Origin of the sequence: Variovorax sp. OK605, from assembly GCF_900115445.1 — a bacterium.
GTDB lineage: Bacteria > Pseudomonadota > Gammaproteobacteria > Burkholderiales > Burkholderiaceae_C > Variovorax.
Genome location: NZ_FOWL01000016.1, coordinates 89768 through 111204, shown reverse-complemented (window position 1 = coordinate 111204; position 21437 = coordinate 89768). Strand labels below are relative to the sequence as shown.

At 70.5% G+C, this 21437-nt stretch carries 21 protein-coding genes; 7 read left to right on the top strand and 14 right to left on the bottom strand.

From position 1 onward, the window contains the following. Positions 1 to 62: 62 nt before the first annotated feature. The gene (locus BM013_RS31510; protein WP_093132481.1) at positions 63 to 926 is read right to left on the bottom strand and encodes a LysR substrate-binding domain-containing protein; all 864 of its coding nucleotides are present in this window, start codon (positions 924 to 926) and stop codon (positions 63 to 65) included. Positions 927 to 1037: 111 nt separating this feature from the next. Between BM013_RS31510 and BM013_RS31505 the strand changes: the two genes are divergently transcribed. From BM013_RS31505 to BM013_RS31495, 3 genes are all read left to right on the top strand, one after another. Further along, positions 1038 to 1436 (top strand): tautomerase family protein, encoded by a 399-nt coding sequence (locus tag BM013_RS31505; protein ID WP_093132479.1) that lies wholly within the window; start codon positions 1038 to 1040, stop codon positions 1434 to 1436. A gap of 65 nt (positions 1437 to 1501) precedes the next feature. Then, entirely contained in the window at positions 1502 to 2890 is a 1389-nt protein-coding gene (locus BM013_RS31500; RefSeq protein ID WP_093132477.1) for a tetratricopeptide repeat protein, read from the top strand. Between the two features lie 148 nt (positions 2891 to 3038). Beyond that, a complete protein-coding gene (locus BM013_RS31495; protein WP_093132475.1) occupies positions 3039 to 4634 on the top strand; it encodes an N-acyl-D-amino-acid deacylase family protein in 1596 nt (531 codons plus the stop codon). 31 nt (positions 4635 to 4665) lie between these two features. On the opposite strand, the gene BM013_RS31490 is transcribed toward BM013_RS31495, so the two are convergent. Together BM013_RS31490 and BM013_RS31485 are read right to left on the bottom strand one after the other, a co-directional pair. Next, positions 4666 to 5364: a histidine phosphatase family protein gene (locus tag BM013_RS31490; RefSeq protein ID WP_093132473.1), complete on the bottom strand. Its 699-nt coding sequence runs from the start codon at positions 5362 to 5364 to the stop codon at positions 4666 to 4668. A gap of 31 nt (positions 5365 to 5395) precedes the next feature. Continuing rightward, on the bottom strand, positions 5396 to 6037 hold the full coding sequence (locus BM013_RS31485) for a Yip1 family protein (RefSeq protein ID WP_093132471.1): 642 nt from the start codon (positions 6035 to 6037) through the stop codon (positions 5396 to 5398). Positions 6038 to 6197: 160 nt separating this feature from the next. On the opposite strand from BM013_RS31485, the gene BM013_RS31480 reads away from it, so the two are divergent. Then, on the top strand, positions 6198 to 6908 hold the full coding sequence (locus BM013_RS31480; protein ID WP_093132469.1) for an alpha/beta fold hydrolase: 711 nt from the start codon (positions 6198 to 6200) through the stop codon (positions 6906 to 6908). Positions 6909 to 6958: 50 nt separating this feature from the next. Here BM013_RS31480 and BM013_RS31475 read toward each other — a convergent pair whose 3' ends face one another. Further along, a complete protein-coding gene (locus tag BM013_RS31475) occupies positions 6959 to 7861 on the bottom strand; it encodes a LysR family transcriptional regulator (protein ID WP_143072588.1) in 903 nt (300 codons plus the stop codon). Between the two features lie 318 nt (positions 7862 to 8179). Between BM013_RS31475 and BM013_RS31470 the strand changes: the two genes are divergently transcribed. Then, entirely contained in the window at positions 8180 to 9880 is a 1701-nt protein-coding gene (locus BM013_RS31470; RefSeq protein ID WP_093132465.1) for a methyl-accepting chemotaxis protein, read from the top strand. A 49-nt stretch (positions 9881 to 9929) separates the two neighbouring features. On the opposite strand, the gene pcp is transcribed toward BM013_RS31470, so the two are convergent. The 7 genes from pcp to BM013_RS31435 are packed head-to-tail and all read right to left on the bottom strand — an operon-like array spanning position 9930 to position 15034. Beyond that, positions 9930 to 10646 (bottom strand): pyroglutamyl-peptidase I, encoded by a 717-nt coding sequence (gene pcp, locus BM013_RS31465; protein WP_093132463.1) that lies wholly within the window; start codon positions 10644 to 10646, stop codon positions 9930 to 9932. A gap of 16 nt (positions 10647 to 10662) precedes the next feature. Continuing rightward, positions 10663 to 11403 (bottom strand): 5-oxoprolinase subunit PxpA, encoded by a 741-nt coding sequence (gene pxpA, locus BM013_RS31460; RefSeq protein ID WP_093132461.1) that lies wholly within the window; start codon positions 11401 to 11403, stop codon positions 10663 to 10665. A gap of 36 nt (positions 11404 to 11439) precedes the next feature. Continuing rightward, positions 11440 to 12438 carry a 5-oxoprolinase subunit C family protein gene (locus BM013_RS31455; protein ID WP_093132459.1) on the bottom strand — a complete coding sequence of 333 codons (999 nt, stop codon included), beginning with the start codon at positions 12436 to 12438 and terminating at the stop codon, positions 11440 to 11442. Next, positions 12435 to 13097 (bottom strand): 5-oxoprolinase subunit PxpB, encoded by a 663-nt coding sequence (gene pxpB / locus BM013_RS31450; protein ID WP_093132457.1) that lies wholly within the window; start codon positions 13095 to 13097, stop codon positions 12435 to 12437. The genes BM013_RS31455 and pxpB overlap by 4 nt, the downstream gene beginning before the upstream one ends. Positions 13098 to 13103: 6 nt before the next feature. After that, on the bottom strand, positions 13104 to 13607 hold the full coding sequence (gene coaD / locus BM013_RS31445) for a pantetheine-phosphate adenylyltransferase (protein ID WP_093132456.1): 504 nt from the start codon (positions 13605 to 13607) through the stop codon (positions 13104 to 13106). Between the two features lie 43 nt (positions 13608 to 13650). Beyond that, positions 13651 to 14337: an RsmD family RNA methyltransferase gene (locus BM013_RS31440; protein ID WP_093132454.1), complete on the bottom strand. Its 687-nt coding sequence runs from the start codon at positions 14335 to 14337 to the stop codon at positions 13651 to 13653. A 34-nt stretch (positions 14338 to 14371) separates the two neighbouring features. Continuing rightward, entirely contained in the window at positions 14372 to 15034 is a 663-nt protein-coding gene (locus tag BM013_RS31435; RefSeq protein ID WP_371271160.1) for a LysE/ArgO family amino acid transporter, read from the bottom strand. 75 nt (positions 15035 to 15109) lie between these two features. Here BM013_RS31435 and BM013_RS31430 point away from each other — a divergent pair, with 75 nt between their 5' ends. Continuing rightward, the gene (locus BM013_RS31430) at positions 15110 to 16021 is read left to right on the top strand and encodes a LysR family transcriptional regulator ArgP (RefSeq protein WP_093132452.1); all 912 of its coding nucleotides are present in this window, start codon (positions 15110 to 15112) and stop codon (positions 16019 to 16021) included. 10 nt (positions 16022 to 16031) lie between these two features. Here the strand turns inward: BM013_RS31430 and BM013_RS31425 are convergent, their stop codons facing one another. Together BM013_RS31425 and BM013_RS31420 are read right to left on the bottom strand one after the other, a co-directional pair. Continuing rightward, a complete protein-coding gene (locus tag BM013_RS31425) occupies positions 16032 to 17423 on the bottom strand; it encodes a M16 family metallopeptidase (protein WP_093132450.1) in 1392 nt (463 codons plus the stop codon). Positions 17424 to 17437: 14 nt separating this feature from the next. Continuing rightward, positions 17438 to 18886 carry a M16 family metallopeptidase gene (locus tag BM013_RS31420; protein ID WP_093132448.1) on the bottom strand — a complete coding sequence of 483 codons (1449 nt, stop codon included), beginning with the start codon at positions 18884 to 18886 and terminating at the stop codon, positions 17438 to 17440. 29 nt (positions 18887 to 18915) lie between these two features. On the opposite strand from BM013_RS31420, the gene ftsY reads away from it, so the two are divergent. Next, on the top strand, positions 18916 to 20268 hold the full coding sequence (gene ftsY / locus BM013_RS31415; protein ID WP_177225624.1) for a signal recognition particle-docking protein FtsY: 1353 nt from the start codon (positions 18916 to 18918) through the stop codon (positions 20266 to 20268). A 155-nt stretch (positions 20269 to 20423) separates the two neighbouring features. Here ftsY and BM013_RS31410 read toward each other — a convergent pair whose 3' ends face one another. Then, entirely contained in the window at positions 20424 to 21425 is a 1002-nt protein-coding gene (locus BM013_RS31410; RefSeq protein WP_093132446.1) for a hypothetical protein, read from the bottom strand. Positions 21426 to 21437: the final 12 nt, after the last annotated feature.

Sequence of the window (21437 nt, the reverse complement as noted above, 5' to 3'; positions counted from 1 at the left end):
AAATCCCGCGCCACCCCGCCCCTTCTTCGCTTCTTCGCTTCTTCGCCTCTTTCCCTCGGAAATCATCCCAGCTGCGTGGCCAGCATCTCGCGCGCCCGCGTGACGAAGGCCGTTTCCCCCCGGCGCCCCGGCATGAACTGGAACGCCACGCGCGGCAAGGCCGGCAGCCCGTGCGGCGTGGCCAGCCGCGCCACGCCGTCGCTGATGGCCGACTCGTTGAGGCAGGCCACGCCCAGCCCCGCGGCCAGTGCCGACTGCAACCCCGCCACGCCCGAGGCCACATGCGCCAGCACGTACGGCACGCGCCGGCGCCGCAGCAGGGCCACGGTGAACTGGTGCAGCGAACATGTGTCGGGCAACACCAGCAGCCGCACGGGCTCCCCGCGCACCACCTTCATGCCGGCCGCGCCGAGCCAGGCCAGCGACTCGCGGCGGATCACCGCGGACGCCCGCGGCTCGGCGGCGGACACGCCCGCGATGTTCATCGCCAGCCCGACATCGAACTCGTCCTGCGCATAGGCCGCGCGCATCGCGTCGCTCTTCAGGATGCTCACGTGCAGCCGCACCCGCGGATAGCTCTCGCCCAGCCGCGCCAGCAGCTGCGTCAGGTCGCCGGGCCGGAAATAGTCGGTGACGGCCAGGTGCAGCTCGCCCTCCAGCGTTTCGCCGTGCAGGTCGCGAAACGCCTCGTCGCTCATCGCCAGGATGCGCCGGGCATAGCCCAGCAGCCGCAGGCCCGCCTCGGTGGGCGACACGCCCGCCTTGCTGCGCGTGAGCAGAGACTGGCCGGCGCGCTCTTCCAGCTTGCGGATCTGCTCGCTCACCGACGACTGCGACAGGAAGACGCGCGGCGCAGCGGCCGTGAGGCTGCCCGCATCGACAACCGCGGCCAGCGTGCGCAGCTGCTCCAGATCGAAACCTTGCATGGCACATCCATCCGTTAATCCGATGGAATCCATCATATCTTCCCGCTTTTCCGATGACCAGCGAGTTCCCACAATCACCCCATCGACCACTCATTCACCCAGGAGTCCGCCATGCCCCACATCGTCGTCCACCTCTCCGGCCAACCCGACGCCGCCCTCACCCGCAAGACCGTCGACACGGTCGCCGAACTCACGCAGAGCGTGCTCGGCAAGCAGCTGCCGGTGATCGCCATCACCGTGCAGTACATCGCCGCCGACGCCTGGTTCATCGGCGGGCAGACGCTGGCCTCGCTCGGCAAGTCGGCCTTTCACCTGGACATCAGCATCACCGACGAGACCAACACCAAGGCCGAGAAGGCGCGCTACCTGCGCGAGGTGCATGCGGCCATGGCCAGGATCCGGCCGGACCTGCACGAGGTGTCGTACATCCACGTGATCGACGCGCGCGGCGCTGCGTACGGCTACGGCGGCAAGACGCAGGAGTACCGCCACCAGCAGGCCGGGGTCTGACCGGCCTCCGATCGGCGTGCGACCGGCGCCGTTGAAGCAACGCCGGGGGCATGGCACCATGCGCCATGCCCGCCGGAACCCCTTCGAACAACACCCCACACGCCGCCGACAGCCTCGGCAATCCGCTCACCCTCGACGACCCCGCCAGCTTGCCGCTGGTCGACGATTTCGTCATGGGCTTCATCTCGACCGAGGCGCGCGCGGTCAACCTGCTCGCGGTGGCCGCCACCGATGCGAGCCCCATCGTGCAGGCCTATTGCGCCACGCTGCACCTGTTCGCCGAGTCGCGCGAGGCCGTGGCCAACGCGCGGCCGTTTCTTGAGAAGGCCCGGGCAGGCGCCGCACGCGCCACGCCGCGCGAGCAGCGCTACATCGCGGCCATCGAGGCCTGGGCCGACGGCGACATCGCGCGCGCCATTGCGCTGCACGCCGAGCAGGCGCGCGCACATCCGCGCGACCTGGTGTCGGTCAAGCTCGGCCAGTACCACTGCTTCAACACCGGCGACTGCCCCGGCATGCTGCGCCTCGCACTGGCCGTGCTGCCGCACGCGGCCGACGTGCCCTACGTGCACGGCATGGCGGCCTTCGGCTACGAGCAGTGCCACCTGATGCGCGAGGCCGAGGCCAGCGCGCGCTGCGCCGTCGCCATGTGCCGCAAGGAGCCGTGGGCGCACCACGCGCTGGCGCACGTGATGCTCACCGAAGGCCGGCTCGCCGAAGGGCTGGCCTTCATGCAAAGCGTGAGCGACACGTGGACCGGGCTCAACTCCTTCATGGTCACGCACAACTGGTGGCACGTGGCGCTGTTCCTGATCGACCTGGGCCGCGACGCCGAGGCGCTCGCGGTGTACGACGAGCATGCCTGGGGCGTGGTGAAGGACTACTCGCAGGACCAGATCGGCGCGATCTCGCTGCTCGCGCGGCTGGAGCTCGCGGGCATCGACGTGGGCCGGCGCTGGGACGACGTGGCGCAGTACCTGCTGCAGCGCCAGGCCGACCACGTGCTGCCCTTTCTCGACCTGCAGTACCTCTACGGCCTCGCGCGCGCCGGGCGGCCCGAGGCCGACGCGCTGCTGCGCAACATCGAGGCCTTCGCGCCCCACGCGCCGGCGTCGACGCGCGCCGCGTGGCAGCGCGTGTGCGTGCCGGCGGCTCACGGGCTGGTGGCGCATGCGCGCGGCGACCTCGCCGCGGCCGTGGAAGGGCTGGGCGTGGCGCTGCCGCGCATGATCGAGATCGGCGGCAGCCATGCGCAGCGCGACCTGTTCGAGCAGGTCTACCTCGATGCGCTCGTGCGCACCGGCACCGAGGCATCGCTGACCGGCGCGCAGGGCATCCTGCAGCAGCAGCTCAACGGCCAGCCGGAGTCGCTGCGCCTGCGCCGGCAGGCGGCTGCCGTGTATGCGCGGCTCGGCCTCGGGCAGCTCGCCGGAGGCACTGCGGCACGCGGCTGATGCCGACTGAAGCTGGCCGGGATCGGCCTCTGCAGCCCATGCCTTCAGGTCATGGGGCATGGTGCAAAAGGAATTAACGACCGTGCGGAAGCGGCTCCTAAACTGGCCGTTCCCTTCCGACACGGCGCCTTCACGGGTCTTCCTTCCCATGCACAAGTCCCTCGTCTCGCTGGCCGTTCTCGCGGCCCTCGCCCCCTTCACACCCGCCTTGCACGCCGCCGGCGACGCACCCGTTGCGCTCGACCTGCTGCTGCGCGGCGGCACCGTCTACACGGGCGATTCGGACACGCCCGTGGTGGGCGACGTCGGCATCGTGGGCGACCGCATCGTGTTCGCGGGCAAGGCGGCGCCGGCGCAGTTCAGCGCCAGGCGGGTCATCGACGCCAGGGGCATGGTGGTGGCGCCGGGCTTCATCGACGCGCACACGCATGCCGATGCCGACCTGCACGCCAGCGACCCGAAGAAGCGCCTGAACATTCCGTTCATCACGCAGGGCGTGACCACCGCGGTGATCGGCAACGACGGCTTCGGCGGCTTCGACATCGCGGCACAGACGCAGAAGCTGCGCGCCACGCCGGTGGGCACCAACGTGGCCATGTACGTGGGCTTCGGCCCGGTGCGCATGAGCGAGCTGGGCGAGGCCAACCGCGCGCCGTCCGCCGAGCAGCTCGAGGCGATGAAGCGGCGCGTGAGCCAGGGCATGTGCGAAGGCGCGCTGGGCCTGTCGACCGGGCTCTTCTACACGCCGCAGAATTTCTCGAAGACCGAGGAGGTCATCGAACTCGCGAAGGTGGCCGCGCGCCACGGCGGCCTGTACGACAGCCACATCCGCGACGAGTCGATGTACAACATCGGCCTGAAGGGCTCGATCGACGAGGTGATCCGCATCGGCCATGAAGCCGGGCTGCCGGTGCACGTGGCGCACATCAAGGCGCTGGGCATCGCCGTGCAGGGCCAGAGCGGCGACATCATCCGGCGCATCGAGAAAGAACGCGCGCGCGGCCTCGACATCACGGCCGACCACTACCCCTGGACCGCATCGAGCACGCGCTTCTCGGCCGCGCTGGTGCCGCCTTGGGCCAACGAGGGCGGGCGCGCGGCGATGCTGCAGCGCTTCGACGACACGGCCGTGCAGGAGCGCCTGCGCAAGGACATGCGCGAGAACCTGCGCCTGCGCGGCGGGCCCGAGGCCATCCTGTTCTCGGCCGGCAGCACGACCTACGTGGGCAAGACGCTGGCCGACGTGGCCAAGGCGTCGAGCGCCGACCCGGTGGACGCCGCGCTGGCGGTGCTGCGCGACGGCGACCTGATGATCGCCTCGTTCAACCAGAGCGACGACGACGTGCGCGCCTTCATGAAGCGGCCCTGGGTCATGACCTCTTCCGACTCGTCGCAGGGCCACCCGCGCGCCTACGGCACCTTCGCGCGCAAGTACGACCAGTACGTGGTGAAGGAGCACACGATCTCGATGGCGCAGTTCATCCGCAGCAGCTCGTCGCTCACCGCCGACACGCTGGGCCTGAAGCAGCGCGGCCACCTGCGCCCGGGCTACTACGCCGACGTGGTGGTGTTCGACCCGGCGCGCTACGCGGCCAAGGCCACCTACACGCAGCCGGCGCTGCTGTCCGAAGGCGTGGTGACGGTGCTGGTGAACGGCCAGCTCGCGCTCGACGGCGGCCAGCCCACGGGCGTGGGCGCGGGCCAGCCGCTGCTGCGCACGCCGAAGGCGGGCAGCTGCGGCTGAGCCAACGCAAGCAGCCGAGGCAGCTGAGGCCTCAGTCCTTCTTCAGGTGCCGCGTCTGGTCGTAGGTCGGCTGCGGCGGCAGGTCGGCCAGGTGGCGCGTGTCGGCCCAGTCGACGATCTCGATGGCGTCCGGCCGCGCCGGGTCGGCGATGCGGATGCGGTTGAAGCCCGCATTGGGAATGTCGCTGCGGCGCGGGCCGCTCAGGCTCAGGCCCTGCGCGGTGCGCCACACCATGTCGAGCACGCCGCCGTGCGTGACCACGATCAGGTGCTGGCCCTTGTGCGCCGTGGCGATGGTGCCCAGCGCCGCGATGATGCGCGTGTGGAACTCGCGCGCCGTCTCGCCTTCTGGCATGGCGTGGTCTTCGCGGAACTCCAGCCACTGTTCCCAGGCGCGCGGATGCAGGCTTTGAATCTCGTCGGAACGCATGCCCTCGGCCACGCCGAAGAACTGCTCGCGCAGCCCCACCGAGGTGACCACCGGCAGCGACAGCTGCTGCGCGGCGGGCGCGGCGGTCTGCTGCGCGCGCATGAGGTCGCTGCTGAGAATGTGCTGCACCGTCTCGCCGGCCAGCCGCAGGCCGAGGCGGCGCGCCTGTTCATGGCCGATGTCGTTGAGCGGTACATCGGCATGCCCCTGGAAGCGCAGCTCGCGGTTCCAGGCGGTTTCGCCGTGGCGAATGAGGATCAGATCGGTGGTGGCGTCGGGTTTGGGGTTGGGCGTCGGCATTGCCGCCCATTTTCCACCGTGCGCGTGGCGCTCAGGCTTTTGCGGCCAGCAGCTGTTGCAGCGCCACCACCGCGTCGGCCGCCGCGGCGGCGCCCAGGCGCACCGGCGAAGGCGTGAGCAGCGACAGCACCCAGGCGATGATGAAGCCGCCGACGATGGCGCAGACCACCACCACCGCGGTGTACGCAATGGCCTTGTCGGGCGGGCACTTCATGAGCACCGGCAGGCCGGTGTAGAGCAGGTACACCCCGTACAGCGCCGCCAGCGCGCCGATGGCCGACAGCGCCGGCACCAAGCTGAAGATGCCGCCGACGAAGGCCGCGGTGCTCGCATAGGCCGACAGCTTGAGCGCGCCGATCTGGCTCCTGGTGCCCTCGAAGGTCGGCGCCATCGCGTCGATGATGAGAGCGAGCACGAACACCATCACCAGCGACAGCACGTAGCCCACCACCATGTTCGCGAGCCCCGAGACGATCGGCACGCGAAAACTCACGCCGAACGCGCCGATGCCGATCAGCGACAGGCCGATGAAGCTCGCCACCGCCGGAATGAGCGCGAGGATCATCACGTAGTTCTTGTAGAGCGAAGCAGCGTCGGCCGGCTCCGCGTCGATGGCCGGCCAGGTGGCCTTGGGCTTGAGCAGGATGGACTGGACGCGTTCAACCAGGTTCATGGGTGTCCTTCGGTGATGAGGGGCGTGAAGACGCGGCGCACCGTGCGTCGCGCAGCGCCGCAGAGTATGTCGAGGAGATTGGCGCATGGCTGCTGGCCAGGAAGCCTATGCCGTTGCCATGCCGTTACGCCGGTTACCACATTCGCGCAAAATCGATCCCATGCCCAATCTAGTCCTGCTGCCCGGCCTCGCCTGCGACGAGCGCATCTGGCAAGCCCAGCTCCCCGCCCTTCCCCCGGCCTTCAGTGCGCGCGTGAGCGACGCCCAGCTGCACAACGACTCCATCGAGGGCATGGCCGCCGCCGTGCTGCGCGACAACGACGGCCCGCTGGTGCTGTGCGGCGCCTCGATGGGTGGCATGGTCGCCATGGAAGCGGCCCGCCAGGCGCCCGAGCGCATCGCCGGGCTCGCGCTGCTCGGCACGAGCGCGCGGCCCGAGACGCCCGACATGTTCACGCTGCGCGAAGGCGCCATCGCGTACTTCGAACGCGGCGAAGTGCGCGACGTGATCGAGCCAAACGTCTACTTCGCCTTCCACCCCACGCAGGCGGCCGACCCGGTGATGATCGAGCGCTACCTCGACATCGTGCTCGGCGCGGGCGCCGAGCAGCTCATCCGGCAGAACCGCGCGGTGATGCGCCGGCCCGACGCGCGCCAGCACCTGCCCCTGCTGCGCGCGCCGGTGCTGCTGATGTGTGGCGACAGCGACCGGCTGGCGGCACCCGAGTGCACGCGCGAGATGGCGGCCCTGCTGCCGCGCTCCGAAACGGTGTGGGTGGCCGAATGCGGCCACATGCTGACGATGGAGAAGCCCGACCAGGTCAATGCCGCGCTCAATGCATGGCTGGGCCGGGAGTTTCCGGCGCCCTGAGCGGCGCCGCGGCCACGTCACGGCCGCACCACCGCCGGGTCACCGCAGCGTCACGGCCGCGTGCCCCGGTCGGCGAACCTCGCGACAGCGAACGCCACGAACGCCAGCACCGACTTCTGCATCTGCTGCCGGCTCGGGTAGAGCAGTGACAGGCTGACCGACGGCTGGCCGTACGCGGGCAGCACGCGCCGCAAGCGCCCGGCGTCCAGGTCGCCCCGGATCACCACCTCGGGCAACAGCGCAATGCCGAGCCCTTCGACGGCGGCGTCGCGCAACAGGCCCATGGCGTTCGCACAGAAGCGGCTGCGCACCTCCAGGCGGGTCTCGCCGCCAGGCCCCGTGAGCAGCCAGTCGCGCTGGCTCTGGTTCGGGGCGCTGCGCAGCGTGAGGCAGTCGTGCGAGGCCAGGTCTTCCAGGCTGCGCGGCTCGCCACGCTCCAACAGGTACTCGTCGCTGGCGGCCAGCACGACGGCCGTGCTCGCCAGCACGGTCGCGATCAGGCGCGAATCCTCGAGCTTGCCGGCGCGAAATGCGATGTCGATGCCGTCACCGATCACGTCGACCAGCGCGTCCTGCGCAAAGATTTCCAGCCGCACCCCGGGGTGCATGGCGCGGAACTCCTTGATCCAGCGCAGCGGAAACCAGTCGAAGAAGTCCGACGGGGCCGCGATGCGCAGCGTGCCGCCGACCACCGACACGCCGTCCAGCACCTCCTGCGTCACGTCGGCGATGGCGCTGAAATGGGCTTCGCACCGCGCCACCAGCAGCTTGCCGGCCTCGGTCAGCACCAGGCGCCGCGTGGAGCGCTGCATGAGCCGCACTCCCAACTGGGCTTCGATGTTCTGGACCTGGCGGCTCACGGTGCTGGCGGGCATGCCGAGCGCCTCGCCGGCCCGGGCAAAGCTGCCGAGGCGGGCCACCTGCAGGAAAAGAGCCAACTCGTTGAGGTCCACGAAAGACCGTCTGCCAAAGCTCAGCAAGCTCAATTTCAGTGTTCCGGAAAGACCGACGAAGGGAGATACATCCTCTCCATAACGCCCCAGCCGCCTGCCAGCGGACAACGTGCCGCACCGTCGGCGCAGGTCGCCTCACTTCATTCACCGTCTTTTTGGAAGTCTCTCGTGCACCGATCGCCCTAATTTCCCCCTTCACGGCGGCCGATAGAAGTAAGTAATGCGTTTTACAGGGATTGCACCTGGGGCGGGCGCCCGCCGCGGCCCAGGCCCTCAACGCGTCGGCAAGGCTTTCCATCGTCAACTTCATCATCTACCGTGAAAAATCTAAAAATCAGTGCGCGTCTGGGTCTGGTGTTCGGGCTGCTCTTGCTCCTGCTGGCCGTCATTGCCTTCGTGGGCATCAACCGGTTGCGTTCGCTGGACGCCACCACCACCCGCATCACCTCGAACATCTCGCCCAAGATCGAGGCGGCGCGCGAGATGTCCTATGTGGCCATGGACGTTGCCCGGCTCACGCGCAACCTCCTGCTCACCACCGGCGCGGAGCAAGCCGCCCACCGCGCGGCACTGGACAAGGCCAGGGTCGACACCGACAAGCAGGTGACCGCGCTCGAGCAGCTGGTGGACACCGACCGCGGGCGCATCCTGCTGGCCGCGGTGAAGGCCACGCTCGTCGACTACCGGGCCTTCACCAACTCGGTGATCGAACCGGCCATGGCCGGCCGCACGCAGGAAGCCACGCAGCTGCTCTTCGGCGAACGCCTGAAGACCCAGGCCGCCTACCTGGCCTCGCTGCGGGAGATGGTCGAGTTCCTGGGCAAGCAGATGGAACAGGCCGCGCTCACGGCCCACGAGTCGGCTCAGAACGCCATCGGCCTCATGATCGCCGCGGCGCTGCTGGCCGGCCTGATCGGCGTGGTGTCGGCGTGGCTGATCACGCGCTCGATCACACGGCCGCTCACCCACGCCGTGGAGGCGGCCGACCGCGTCGCGCGCGGTGACCTGAGCGACGCGATCGTGGCGCATTCGGCGGACGAGACCGGCCAGATGCTCACCGCCCTGCAGCGCATGCAGGAAAGCCTGGCGCGCACCGTGGGCCTGGTGCGCGGCAATGCGGAGGGCGTGGCCACGGCCAGCGCGCAGATCTCGCAAGGCAACGAGGACCTGTCCTCGCGCACCGAGGAGCAGGCCAGCTCGCTGGAGCAGACCGCCGCGTCCATGGAAGAGCTGACCTCCACGGTCAAGCAGAACGCCGACAACGCACGCCAGGCCAACCAGCTGGCGGTGTCCGCCTCCGAGGTGGCCGTGAAGGGCGGCGACGTGGTGGGCAAGGTGGTGTCGACCATGGCGTCGATCGATGCGTCCTCGCGCAAGATCGTGGAGATCATCGGCGTCATCGACGGCATTGCCTTCCAGACCAACATCCTGGCGCTGAACGCCGCGGTGGAAGCCGCGCGCGCGGGCGAACAGGGGCGCGGCTTCGCGGTCGTGGCCTCGGAGGTGCGCACGCTGGCGCAGCGCTCGGCGGCGGCGGCCAAGGAAATCAAGGGCCTGATCGGCGACTCGGTGAGCAAGGTGGACGCCGGCACGGCGCTGGTAGGCGAGGCGGGCCGCACGATGGACGACATCGTGGGCAGCGTGCGCCGCGTGACGGACATCATGGGCGAGATCACCGCGGCGAGCCAGGAGCAGACCGCCGGCATCGAGCAGATCAACCAGGCCATCTCGCAGATGGACCAGGTGACGCAGCAGAACGCGGCGCTGGTGGAAGAAGCGGCCGCGGCCGCCGCCTCGCTGCAGGACCAGGCGGGCGGACTGCTCGAGGCGGTCAGCGTGTTCACGCTGGACGACGCGCGGCAAGGCGGCGCCGCGGTGGCCAAGGCGGCAGCGACGCCAAAGGCCAAGGCCGCTCTCGGGACCGCGCCCAAGGCAACGCCCCCTGCCCGCGCGCGTGTGAAGAGCGCCGCTGCATCGCCCGCGCTGGCCGTGGCGCAGGGCGACTGGGAACAGTTCTGAGGGAGGCCCGCGGGCCCGCGCAGGCTCAGTGCCTCAGTGCCTCAGTGCCTCAGTGCAGTTGCCCGCCGGTCTCGGCCACGTCGCGCGTCACCGCGAGCGCGGTGGCCACGGTGATGCGCAAGGCGTTGACCAGCATGTCGAGCGACATGCTCGGCGCGCCCGGAAAGCGCGCCGCCTGCGCGGGCAGGTAGGGAATGTGGATGAAGCCGCCGCGCACGCCGTTCACGCTGGTCATGCCCTTCTTGTCGTTCGCGGGCTGCGTCGCGATGCGGTGCATCAGCCCGTAGAAGATGTGGTTGCACACGAAGGTGCCCGCGCTGTTCGACACCGAGGCCGGCACGCCGGCCGCGCGCAGCTCGCGCACGATGGCCTTGATCGGCAGGCTCGAGAAATAGGCGGCGGGCGCGCCGGACACCACGGGCACGTCGATGGGCTGGCGGTCGTTGTTGTCGGGCACGCGCGCGTCGTCGACGTTGATGGCGATGCGCTCCGGCGTGAACTCCGCGCGGCCGCCGGCCTGGCCGATGCACAGCACCAGTTGCGGCTGCAATTCGTCCATCGCGCGGTTCAGCGCGTCGATGGCATCGCCGAACACGCAGGGCACCAGCCGCGCATGCACCGTCGCGCGGCCGGCCTTCCAGCCGTCGAGCGTGCGCACCGCTTCCCACGAGGGGTTGAGGGCTTCCTGCTCGAAGGGCTCGAAGCCCGTCAGCAGCACGTTGACCGGCTTGACCCGATGGACCCGATCGACCCGTTTGGTGGCCATGGCACCGCCCGCGCGTTCAAGCCATTGCCCGGACGGCAATGCCTTCCTGCTGCAGCCGCTCGCGGATGCGCCGCGCGAAGGCCAGCGCATGCGCGCCGTCGCCGTGCAGGCACACGCTCTGCGCGTTGACGGGCACGGTGCTGCCGTCGATGGCGGTCACGCGGTGATCGCGCACCAGCGAGAGGGTCTGCGCGATCGATTGCTCTTCGGTCTCGATCAGCGCGCCCGGCTGGCTGCGCGGCACCAGGCTGCCGTCGGGCATGTAGCCGCGGTCGGCGAACACTTCTTCCACCGGCACGAGTCCGGCGCGGCGGGCCGCGTCGATCATGTGGCTGCCCGCGAGGCCGAAGAACTTGAGCGAGGGGTCGAAGCGGCGCACGGCTTCACACAGCGCCTCGGCCAGCTCGGGTTCCTTCACGGCCTGGTTGTAGAGCTGGCCGTGTGCCTTCACGTGCGACAGCTTGCCGCCCTCGGCCTTCACGATGGCCGCGAGCGCGCCCACCTGGTAGAGCACGTTGGCCACGATCTCCTCGGGTGGCAGGTGCATGGTGCTGCGCCCGAAGTTCTCGCGGTCCGGAAAGCTCGGGTGCGCGCCGATGGCCACGCCGTTCTTCAGGGCCCAGCGCACGCACTGCTGCATGGTCTTGGCGTCGCCGGCGTGCCAGCCGCAAGCGATGTTGGCGGAGCTCACCAGCGCGAGCAGCGCTTCGTCGCTGCCGGCGCCTTCGCCGAGGTCGGCATTGAGGTCGATTTGCATGGGGAATGTCCTTCTGGGGGGTCCGTTTTGCAAAGTCTATGCCGCACCCGGCCAGCCTGCAGCGGCCAGGCCTTGCGCCACCTGCGCCAGGTAGCGCTGCTGGTCGGCCCAGGCGTCGAGCGCCTGCGGCGGGTCGACCTGCACCAGCCGCAGCTTGCCGTTGAGCGGCGCCTGTGCCAGCTTCCACAGGTCGGCGCGAATCACCACGCCGATGCGCGGGTAGCCGCCGGTGGTCTGCGCGTCGCCCATCAGGATGATCGGCTGCCCCGACGGCGGCACCTGGATCGTGCCCGGGATCACGCCCGAGGACAGCATGTCGCCCGCGCGCTTGCGCTTGAGCTCGGCGCCCGCGAGGCGGCTGCCCATGCGGTTGCTTTGCGGCGTGATGCGCCAGCGCTCGCCCCACAGCTGGTCGCGCGCGGCCAGCGTGAACAGTTCGAACTCGGGCCCGGGCAGCACGCGCAGCGCGATGGCGCCGTCGTCCTGCGGCGTGCCCCAGTCGGGGCCGCGCAGGCCGAAGGCACGGCGAGCGCGTTGCGCGGCACCGAGGCGCGAGGCGCCCAGCGCCAGCCGGTCGCCCTTGCGCAGCGCGCGGCCTTCGAGACCGCCGAAGCCGGCCTTGAGGTCGGTGCTGCGCGAGCCGAGCACCTGCGGCACGTCGATGCCGCCCGCCACCGCGAGCCAGCTGCGCAGGCCAGTCTTCTTCACGCCCGGCGCGTTGGCGCCCGAGAGCTTCAGGGTCTGGCCGGCCGCGACCGGCACGCTCCAGCAGGGCCACAGCGGCACGCCGTCGAGGCTGGCGGAAAAGTCGTCGCCCGTGAGCGCGATGCGGGTGTCGGTCTCGAACTGCAGTTCGCAGCCGCCCATGGTGAGCTCCAGGCCCGCGGCGCCGTCGGCATTGCCGGCGAGCCGGTTGGCCAGCGTGAGCGAGAGCACGTCGAGCGCGCCGCCGGGGCAGATGCCCAGCTGGCGATGGCCGTGGCGGCCCAGGTCTTGCACCGAGGCCAGCACGCCGGGTTTGCGGATGGCGATCATGTCTGCACGCTTTCGGCGACGAAGCGCACACGGTCGCCGGGGCGCAGCAGGGTCGGCGGTTCGGCCGCGGGGTCGAACAGCTCGAGCGAGGTCCGCCCGATCAGTTGCCAGCCGCCCGGCGACACCAGCGGGTAGATGCCGGTCTGCTCGCCGCCGATGCCGACAGAGCGCGCCGGCACCGCGGTGCGCGGCTCGGCGCGGCGCGGCGTGGCCAGCTCGGGCGGCAGGCCGCCCATGAAGGCGAAGCCCGGCAGGAAGCCGAGCAGGTAGACGATGTAGTCACCGCCGCTGTGGCGCCGCACCACCTCGGCCGGCGTGAGCCCGGTGTGGGCCGCCACGTCGGCCAGGTCGGGCCCGTGCTCGCCGCCGTAGGCCACCGGGATCTCGACCAGCCGGCCCGAGACCGCGCCGGCGGCCAGCTTCGGCCAGGCTTCGAGCACGTTCGCGGTGAGCGTGTCGAGGTCGATCGCGGTCGGGTCGAAGGTGAGCGTGAGGTTGTTCATGCCCGGCAGCGTCTCGCCGACGCCGGGCCATTGACGCGCGTGGTCGGCCAGGGCCCAGATGCGCTGCTGCTGCGCCAGCGTGGCGGGCGCGGGCAGCTCGCACAGCAATGCCGCGTCGCCCAGCAGATGCAGCCGGGGTGGAGGGGTGCCGCTCATCGCGGCTTATTCACGACCGAGGCTGCGGACCTTGGCCGCCAGCTTCTGCTCCACGTTGGGAGAGACGAACTTGTGGACCTCGCCGCCGAGCATGGCGATCTCGCGCACGAAGGTGCTCGAGATGAACTGGTACTTGTCGCTGGGCGTGAGGAACACGGTCTCGACGTCGGGCATCAGCGAGCGGTTCATGCCCGCGAGCTGGAACTCGTAGTCGAAGTCGGTCACGGCGCGCAGGCCGCGCACCATGGCCTTGCCGCCGCGCGCGACGACGAAGTCGCGCAGCAGGCCCGAGAAGCTTTCCACGGTGACCTGGTCGCTGTAGGGCTTCACGGCCTCGCGGGCCATGTCCATGCGTTCGGAGAGCGTGAAGAGCGCCTTCTTGTGGTGGCCCGCCGCGACGGCGACGATCACCTTGGAGAAGAGCTGGGTTGCGCGCCGCACCACGTCCTCGTGACCGAGGGTGATGGGGTCGAAGGTGCCGGGGTAAACCGCGATCACGTTGCTGGCCATGGTTGCTACTTCCTCATGCTGCCGGTGCGGCTTGTCCGGCGGATTATGCAGTCCCATCCGCCGCGCGACGCAGCAGATGGGCGTGGACGGCGCCGGCCTTCAGGTAGCGAAAGCCGGCGAGGCCGAAGGGGGCGAGTTCCTCGTCGCTCCAGCGGCGCGGCGCCTCCAGGTACACCGAGCCCCCGGCGCGCAGCGCACGGGTGGCCGCGCGCAGGGCGGGCTCGTAGAGCGCGGTGCTTTCGAAGGGCGGATCGAGGAACACGGCGTCCAGGCTGCCCGCGGCCACGCGCTCGAGCGCGGTGACGCCGTTGCCGCGCTCCACGCGCACGGCCTCGGCCTTGAGCTTGGCCTTGGCGGCCTGCAGTTGCGCGACCAGCGCGGCGTCCTGCTCGCACAGCAGCACCTGCGCGGCGCCGCGCGAGGCGGCTTCGAGGCCCAGCGCACCGGTGCCCGCGAAGGCGTCGACGCAGTGCCAGCCGGGCAGCTCGCCGCCGCCGGCACCGGCCAGGCTCGCGAGCCAGTTGAAGAGGGTTTCGCGCACGCGGTCGGGCGTGGGGCGCAGGCCGGGCTTGTCGGCCACTGAAAGGCGGGTGCGCTTCCATTCGCCGCCGATGATGCGCACCTCGCTGGGCTTCTTCGGGCCTTGCGGACTGAGCGGTTTGGCCGACTTGGCCGGCTTGCCTGCTTTGGCGGCGGGAGAACGGGAGGCGGGGGCGGCTTTCTGGGGCATGCGGCGAGCTTAACGCCGCCGCGCGCGAGGGATTTCAGAGCCCGGCCAGGGCGCGCTGCGCGAGCAGCGCGGCCAGCACGAGCATGGTGCCGCCGATGAGCGCGTCCAGCATCTGCCAGGCGCGCGGCCGTGCGAACACCGGCGCGAGCAGGCGCGCACCGAAGCCCAGCGAGGTGAACCACAGCACGCTGGCCGTGGTGGCGCCCGCCACGAACCACAGCTTGAGCAGGCCCGCTTGCTGCGCGCCCGCGCTGCCCACGAGCAGCACGGTGTCCAGGTAGACGTGCGGGTTCAGCAACGTGAAGCCGGCGGCCTGCGCCACCACCGCCACGCGCGACAGCGACGCGCCCTGCGCCGCGGCCTGCAGCGCGGCGGGCTGGCGCGCGCGCCACAGCGCCTTCAGCCCGTAGGCGCCGAGAAAGGCCGCGCCGAGCCCCGCGAGCGCGGTGGCCAGCATCGGCCGTCCGTTCAGCGCCTGCGCCATGCCGGCCACGCCGGCGCCGATCAGCACCGCGTCGCTGGCCGCGCAGAACAGCACCACCGCGCCCACGTGCTCGCGGCGCAAGCCCTGGCGCAGCACATAGGCGTTTTGCGCGCCGATGGCGACGATCAGCACCAGGCTCATGAAGAGCCCATTGGCGAAGGCGGTGGAGACATGGGCGAGGTGCGCGAGGTGGGCGAGGTTTTCGGCTTGCATGCGTCGAGGATGCCGCCTGCAACCTCTTAATTCAAACTAAACTTTCTTAATCCGATTCAGTTTTACTTCATTGCCATGCTCGACTACGCCGCCCTGAACGCCCTCGCCGCCGTGGTGCGCGAAGGCAGCTTCGAACGCGCCGCGCGCGCACTGCACGTCACGCCCTCGGCCGTGTCCCAGCGCATCAAGCAGCTCGAGGAGCGCACCGGCGGCGCGCTGCTGGTGCGCGGGCAGCCCTGCGTGGCCACCGAGGCGGGGCTGCAGCTGTGCCGGCACGTGGAGCGCGTGGGCATGCTGGAGCACGAGCTGCGCGACGCCCTGCCCGCGCTGGGCATGGGCAGCGGCGAGGCCGACGAGCGCGTCACCGTGCGGGTGGCGGTGAACGCCGACAGCCTGGCGACGTGGTTCGTCTCGGCCGCGGCGGCCTTCGCTGCGCAGGAGCCGGTCGCGCTGCTCGACCTGACCGTGGACGACCAGGACCACACCGCCGAGCGGCTGCGCAGCGGCGCGGTGCTGGCGGCCGTGACCGCGCTGGCGCAACCGGTGGCGGGGTGCAACAGCGAGGCGCTGGGCACGATGCATTACGTGGCGGCGGCCAGCCCCGCGTTCGTGCGCGCGCATTTCGCCAAGGGCGTGGGCGCGCGCACGCTGGCGAGCGCGCCGAGCCTGGTGTTCGACCGCAAGGACCGCCTGCAGGCGCGCTGGGTGCGCCGCATCTGCCACCGCAACGTGGAGACGCCGCGCCACTGGATTCCGTCGCCCAACGCCTTCGTCGAGGCGGCGTGCAGCGGCATGGGCTGGGGCATGCATCCGGCCAGCATGGTGGCCGATGCGATTCGCGAGGGGAAGCTGGTGGCGCTGGTGCCCGGCTCGACGCTGCCGGTGCCGCTCTACTGGCAGCAGGCGCGCGCGTCGCCGCGCCTGCTCGAGAAACTGGGTGCCGCGGTGCGCGCGGCGGCCGGCCAGGGCGCGCACGCCCTGGCTTGAGCCCAGGAGATCAGGGCGCCTTGGCCGCGGCCTTTGCGGCCTTGGCGTCCTTGCCGCCCACCACCACCGTCACCATGCGCTCGGGCTGCAGCTTGCGCTGGAACGCCGCCTTGATGTCGGCCGCCGTGACCGCGTTCATGCGCGCGGTCCAGGTGTCGAGGTAGTCCAGCGGCAGGTCGTGCCAGGCGATGTTGGCCACATTGCCGATCAGCTTGCGGTTGCTGTCCAGCAGCAGCGGGAAGCCGCCGATCACGTTGTCCTTGGCGGCCTTCAGCTCGCTGGCGGTCGGGCCTTCGGCCACGAACCTGGCGAGCACCTCGCGCGACATCTTCACGGCGTCCTCGGCCTGGTCGGGCCGGGTCTGGAAGCCGATGCGGAACGCGCCCGCCTCGAGCCCCGGCGCAAAGCCGCTGTAGATGCTGTAGGTCAGCCCGCGCTTCTCGCGCACCTCGTTCGTCAGGCGCGAGACGAAGCCGCCGCCGCCGAGCACGTAGTTGCCCAGCGTGAGCGCGAAGTGGTCCGGGTCCTTGCGCGGGTAGCCGGGCTGGCCGATGAAGACGTGGGCCTGGGCCGAGTCGAACGGAATGCGCTCGTCGTTGGCCGCGGTGAGCGCGGCCACCGGCGCGATGGCCGGCAGCGGCGCGCAGCCCTGCCCGGCTTGTGTCGCCGGCAGGCGCGACAGCAGCGCGGTCGCCAGCGTCTCGGCCTCGGCGCGCGTGACGGCGCCCACGATGCTGAGCTTGGCGCGGCACGGCACGATGAGCTGCTCGTAGCGCTGGCGCATGCCGGCGGTGTCGATGCGCGCGAGCGTTTCTTCCGTCACCTCCTGGCCGTAGGGATGCACGCCGTACACCGCCTGCGCGAAGGCGCGGCCCGCGACGGTCGCGGGCTTGGTGTTGGCCTCCTTGATGGCGGCGTTGATGCGTTCGCGCTCGCGCTGCCACACGTCGTCGGGGAAGGCCGGCTCGCCGATCTCGCGCGAGGCCAGCGTCACGGCCTTGTTCAGCAGCGCCGGATCGGACAGCGAGCGCAGCGAGTAGCTGGTGCGGTCGGTGCCGGCGCTCACGTCGAAGCTGGCGCCCAGGTCGGCCCAGGCTTCGCCGAGGGCGTTCTGGTCGAGCGCGGGCTCGCCGTTCCTGCCGGCGCGCACGCCCTTCTCGACCATGGCCGAGGTGGTGCTCGCCAGGCCGGCCTGCGCGGCCGGGTCGCGGCGGCTGCCGGCGTCGAAGTCGACCTGCACGTCGACGATCGGCAGCGCATTGGTCGCCACCAGGTAGATCCTGGCGCCGTTGGCCAGCGTCCAGTGCTGGATGGGCAGCGCGGCCTGCGCGCTGGTCATGCCGAAAAGAGCGGTTGCGCCCGTCAGTACTGCGTACTGCGCTATCTTTTTAAGAGTAAACATGGAATCCGTACCTTTCAGCGCAGTTCGCCTGCGGGCGCCGCGAAGCCGCGGCCGCGCTTGGGTTCGGGCGGCAGCGGGCGCAGGGTGGCCACCGTGAGCTGGTCGTCGCCGAAGTACCTGGCGGCCACGGCCTGCACCTGGGCGGCCGTGACGGACTGCAGCCGCGCGACGATGCGCTCGCTGGCGTCCAGCGGCAGGCCCTGGATCCAGTTGCTGCCGAGTTCGCGCGCCTGCGCCATCACCGAGTCGCGCTTGTAGGTTTCGCTGGCCACCCACTGGGTCTTGACGCGGGCCAGTTCGGCTTCGCCCACGCCGTCCTTGGCGATGCGCGCCATCTGGGCGCGCAGCGCGGCCTCGACCGCCTCGGCGCTCTTGCTGGCGGCCGGAACGCCGTCGAGCACGAAGAGCTGCGGGCCGCGGCCGACGAAGCCCGAATAGGCGCCGGCCGAATCGGCGACGCGGTCGGGGCCTTGCGTGAGCGCGCGGTCGAGCCGCGCACCGGCGTAGCCGTCGAGCACGGCCGACAGCACCACCAGCGCCCAGGCGTCGCTGTTGGTGTCGTCGATGCCGGCGAGCTGCGGCACGCGGTAGGCGAGCGACACGTAGGCCTGCTCGGCCGGCGCCTTGAATTCGAGGCGGCGCACGCCGCGCTGCGCGGGCTCGACGCGCGGCTTGCGCGCCGGCACGGCACGCGAGGGGATGCGGCCGTAGTACTTCTCGGCCATGGCGCGCACCTGCGCCACGTCGACATCGCCGGCCACCACCAGCACGGCGTTGGCGGGCACGTACCAGCGCTTGTGGAAGTCGCGCACGTCCTCGGGCGTCATGGCGTCGAGGTCGCTCATCCAGCCGACCACGGGGCGGTGGTACGGCGAGGCGGTGAAGACGGCGGCGTTCTGCTGCTCGCCGAGCAACGCGCGCGGCTGGTCTTCGGTGCGCAGGCGGCGCTCTTCCTTGACCACCTCGATCTCGCGCTTGAACTCGTCGTCGGGCCACTGGTTGTTGGCGAAGCGGTCGGACTCGAGCTTCATCACCTGCTCGAGGCTGCCGACCGGAATCTGCTGGTAATAGCCGGTGTAGTCGCGCGTGGTGAAGGCGTTTTCCTGGCCGCCCAGGGCCGCCACGCGGCGCGAGAACTCGCCGGGCTTGATGTCCTTGGTGCCCTTGAACATCATGTGTTCGAGCGCATGTGCCACACCGGAGGTGCCGTCGACCTCGTCCATGGAACCGACGCGAACCCAGACCATCTGCACCGCCGTCGGCGAGCGCCGGTCGGGCTGCACGATCAGCGTCATGCCGTTGGCCAGGGTGAATTGCTGGGGGCCGGGCGCCGCGGCTGCGGCGGCGGAAGGCGCGGAGGAAGCCGGTGTGGGCTGGGCCAGCGCAGGCATGGCCCACGACGCGAAGAGCGCCATCGCCAGCACCGCACCAGACGCAGCACGGCGTGGCGGGAGGTGTTTCATAGAATGGGTCGGATTGTAAAAAGCTCCTGATGTTCAGTTTCTTCAAGAAAAAACCGCCTGCCGAGACCCCCGACACGCCGGCGCCCCCGTCGTCGGACGCGCCTGCCGCCCCGGAGCCCGCGCCCACGCGCTCGGTGTTCTCGCCTTCGAGCTGGTTCGGCTCGAAGCCGGCGGTGGAAGAAACGCCTGTGGCGCCACCGCCTGCTGCCCCGCCGCCCGCAGCACCGCCGCCCGTTGCGCCGCCGCCTGCCGCACCGCCTCTGGCGGCTCCTCCTGTTGTCGCGCCGCCCCCGCCGGCTCCGTTGGTTGCCCCGCCGGTCGTGGCGCCCGCCGCACCCACGCCAGCCCCCATACCGGCACCGGTGCCTGCACCCGCCCCCGCACCGGTGTTCGTTGCGCCACCGCCGCCCGCTCCAGCGCCGGCCCCTGTGCCCGCACCGGTCGCCGCCCCCGCCCCGGTCGCGGAAATTGCCGTCGCCACCGAGCGCAAGAGCTGGTTCGACAAGCTCAAGACCGGCCTGCGCAAGACCGGCACCGGCATCCAGGCGGTGTTCGTCAACGCGCAGATCGACGACGCGCTCTATGAAGAGCTCGAATCGGCCCTGCTGATGGCCGACACCGGCGTGAAGGCGACCGAGTTCCTGCTGGAAGACCTGCGCGGCCGCGTCAAGCGCCACATGGCCACCAACGCCACCCAGGTCAAGGCGCTGCTGGCCGAGGCCGTGGCCGACCTGCTCAAGCCGCTGGAAAAGCCGCTGGTCATCGGCCAGTACACGCCCACCGTGATCATGGTGGCCGGCGTCAACGGCGCGGGCAAGACCACCTCCATCGGCAAGCTCACCAAGCACCTGGCCAACGAAGGCGCCTCGGTGCTGCTGGCCGCGGCCGACACCTTCCGGGCGGCGGCGCGCGAGCAGCTGCTGGTCTGGGCCGACCGCAACACGGTCGAGATCGTGAGCAACGAGGGCGGCGACCCGTCGGCCGTGAGCTTCGACGCAGTGAACGCCGGCAAGGCGCGCGGCAAGGACGTGGTGCTGGTCGACACGGCCGGGCGCCTGCCCACGCAGCTGCACCTGATGGACGAGCTCAAGAAGATCAAGCGCGTGGTCACCAAGGCCGACGCCACCGCGCCGCACGAGGTGCTGCTGGTGATCGACGGCAACACCGGCCAGAACGCGCTGGCGCAGGTCAAGGCCTTCGACGAGACGCTGGGCCTCACCGGCCTGATCGTGACCAAGCTCGACGGCACGGCCAAGGGCGGCGTGCTGTGCGCCATTGCGCGCGAACGGCCGATTCCGGTGTACTTCATCGGCGTGGGCGAGAAGCTGGAAGACCTCGAGACCTTCAGCGCACGCGAGTTCGCGCAAGCCCTGCTGGGCTGACGCCGGCACCCTCCAATGTAAAAACGGCCCCCGCTTGCGCCGGGGCCGTTTTTCTTTTCTTCTTCTATCCCTGCTCCCTGCTCCCTGCTCCCTGCCCCCCGCCCTTCTCGGGCTGATGGCGGACGGATGGTCGTCCGCTCTTCTCTTTTCCTGGGTCAGAGGCCGAACGGCCCCGTGGGCATGCACAGCACGCGGCCCGTGCAGTTGCTTGCCTTGTAGTAGTACGTGCGGTTCTCCCCCCCGACGACCAGCGGGCCGACGAAGGCGAAGCCCTCCGCACCCATGGCGTTGGACTTCTCGATGTCGGCCTCCAGGGTGCTCTGCCCCGGCACGGCCTGGAACGTGAAGGTGGTGGATTGCGACAGGTCCTTCACGAAGATGTTGCCGAACATGGCCGGACCGCGGAAGCGGAAGCCGCGTGCGCCCGCTTCCTCGAACTGGCCCAAGGCGCCGTTCGTGTCGGCCGCGTCGTCCTTCACTTCATAGGAGAAGGTGGAGCCGGCATCCGAGCTCTTCTCGAAGATCGCGACGTTGGCCCCGCCGAAGAGGAAGAACGGCGAGACATTGAAGTAGCCGTCGGCGCCCTGGGCGTTGCTGCCGGCAATGAAGTCGGTCTTGTTCGTGGCCGCGGCATCCGTGCGGTAGCTGTAGGTGGCGCTGGTGTTGCTGTCCTTGCGGTACAGCATGACCGACACGCCGTTCACGCTGTCCGCGCCGACCCAGTGGTAGCCGCGGCCGCCCGCTTCGTTGGCCTGGAGCAGGAACGCAGCAGTGTCCGCCGGCTCGCCCTTCGTCTCGTACACGTAGGTGGTGTCGCCGGTCTTCACGTAGACATTGGCGCCGGTGCCGGATGCGGGCGCCGTCAACGCGCTCAGGAACATGAACCCCTTGGCGCCCTCGGTATTGAGGTCATTCAGGAAACCGGCGGTATCGACGGGGTACGGCACTTGCTCGTACATGAAGGTGCTGACCGCGGGTGCCGGCTCGGGCGCGGGTTCCGGTTCGGGCACCGGTTCGGGCGCGGGTGCCGGAGCGGGAACCGACGGAATGCCGCCGATGGGTGCGAAACCGTTGCCGTCGTTGCCGCCGCCACCGCACGCCGCCAAGGCGAGGGTTGCAGCCACTGCAGCGGCCACGGCCGCGAACTTGAAATTCATTGGAAAAAACCT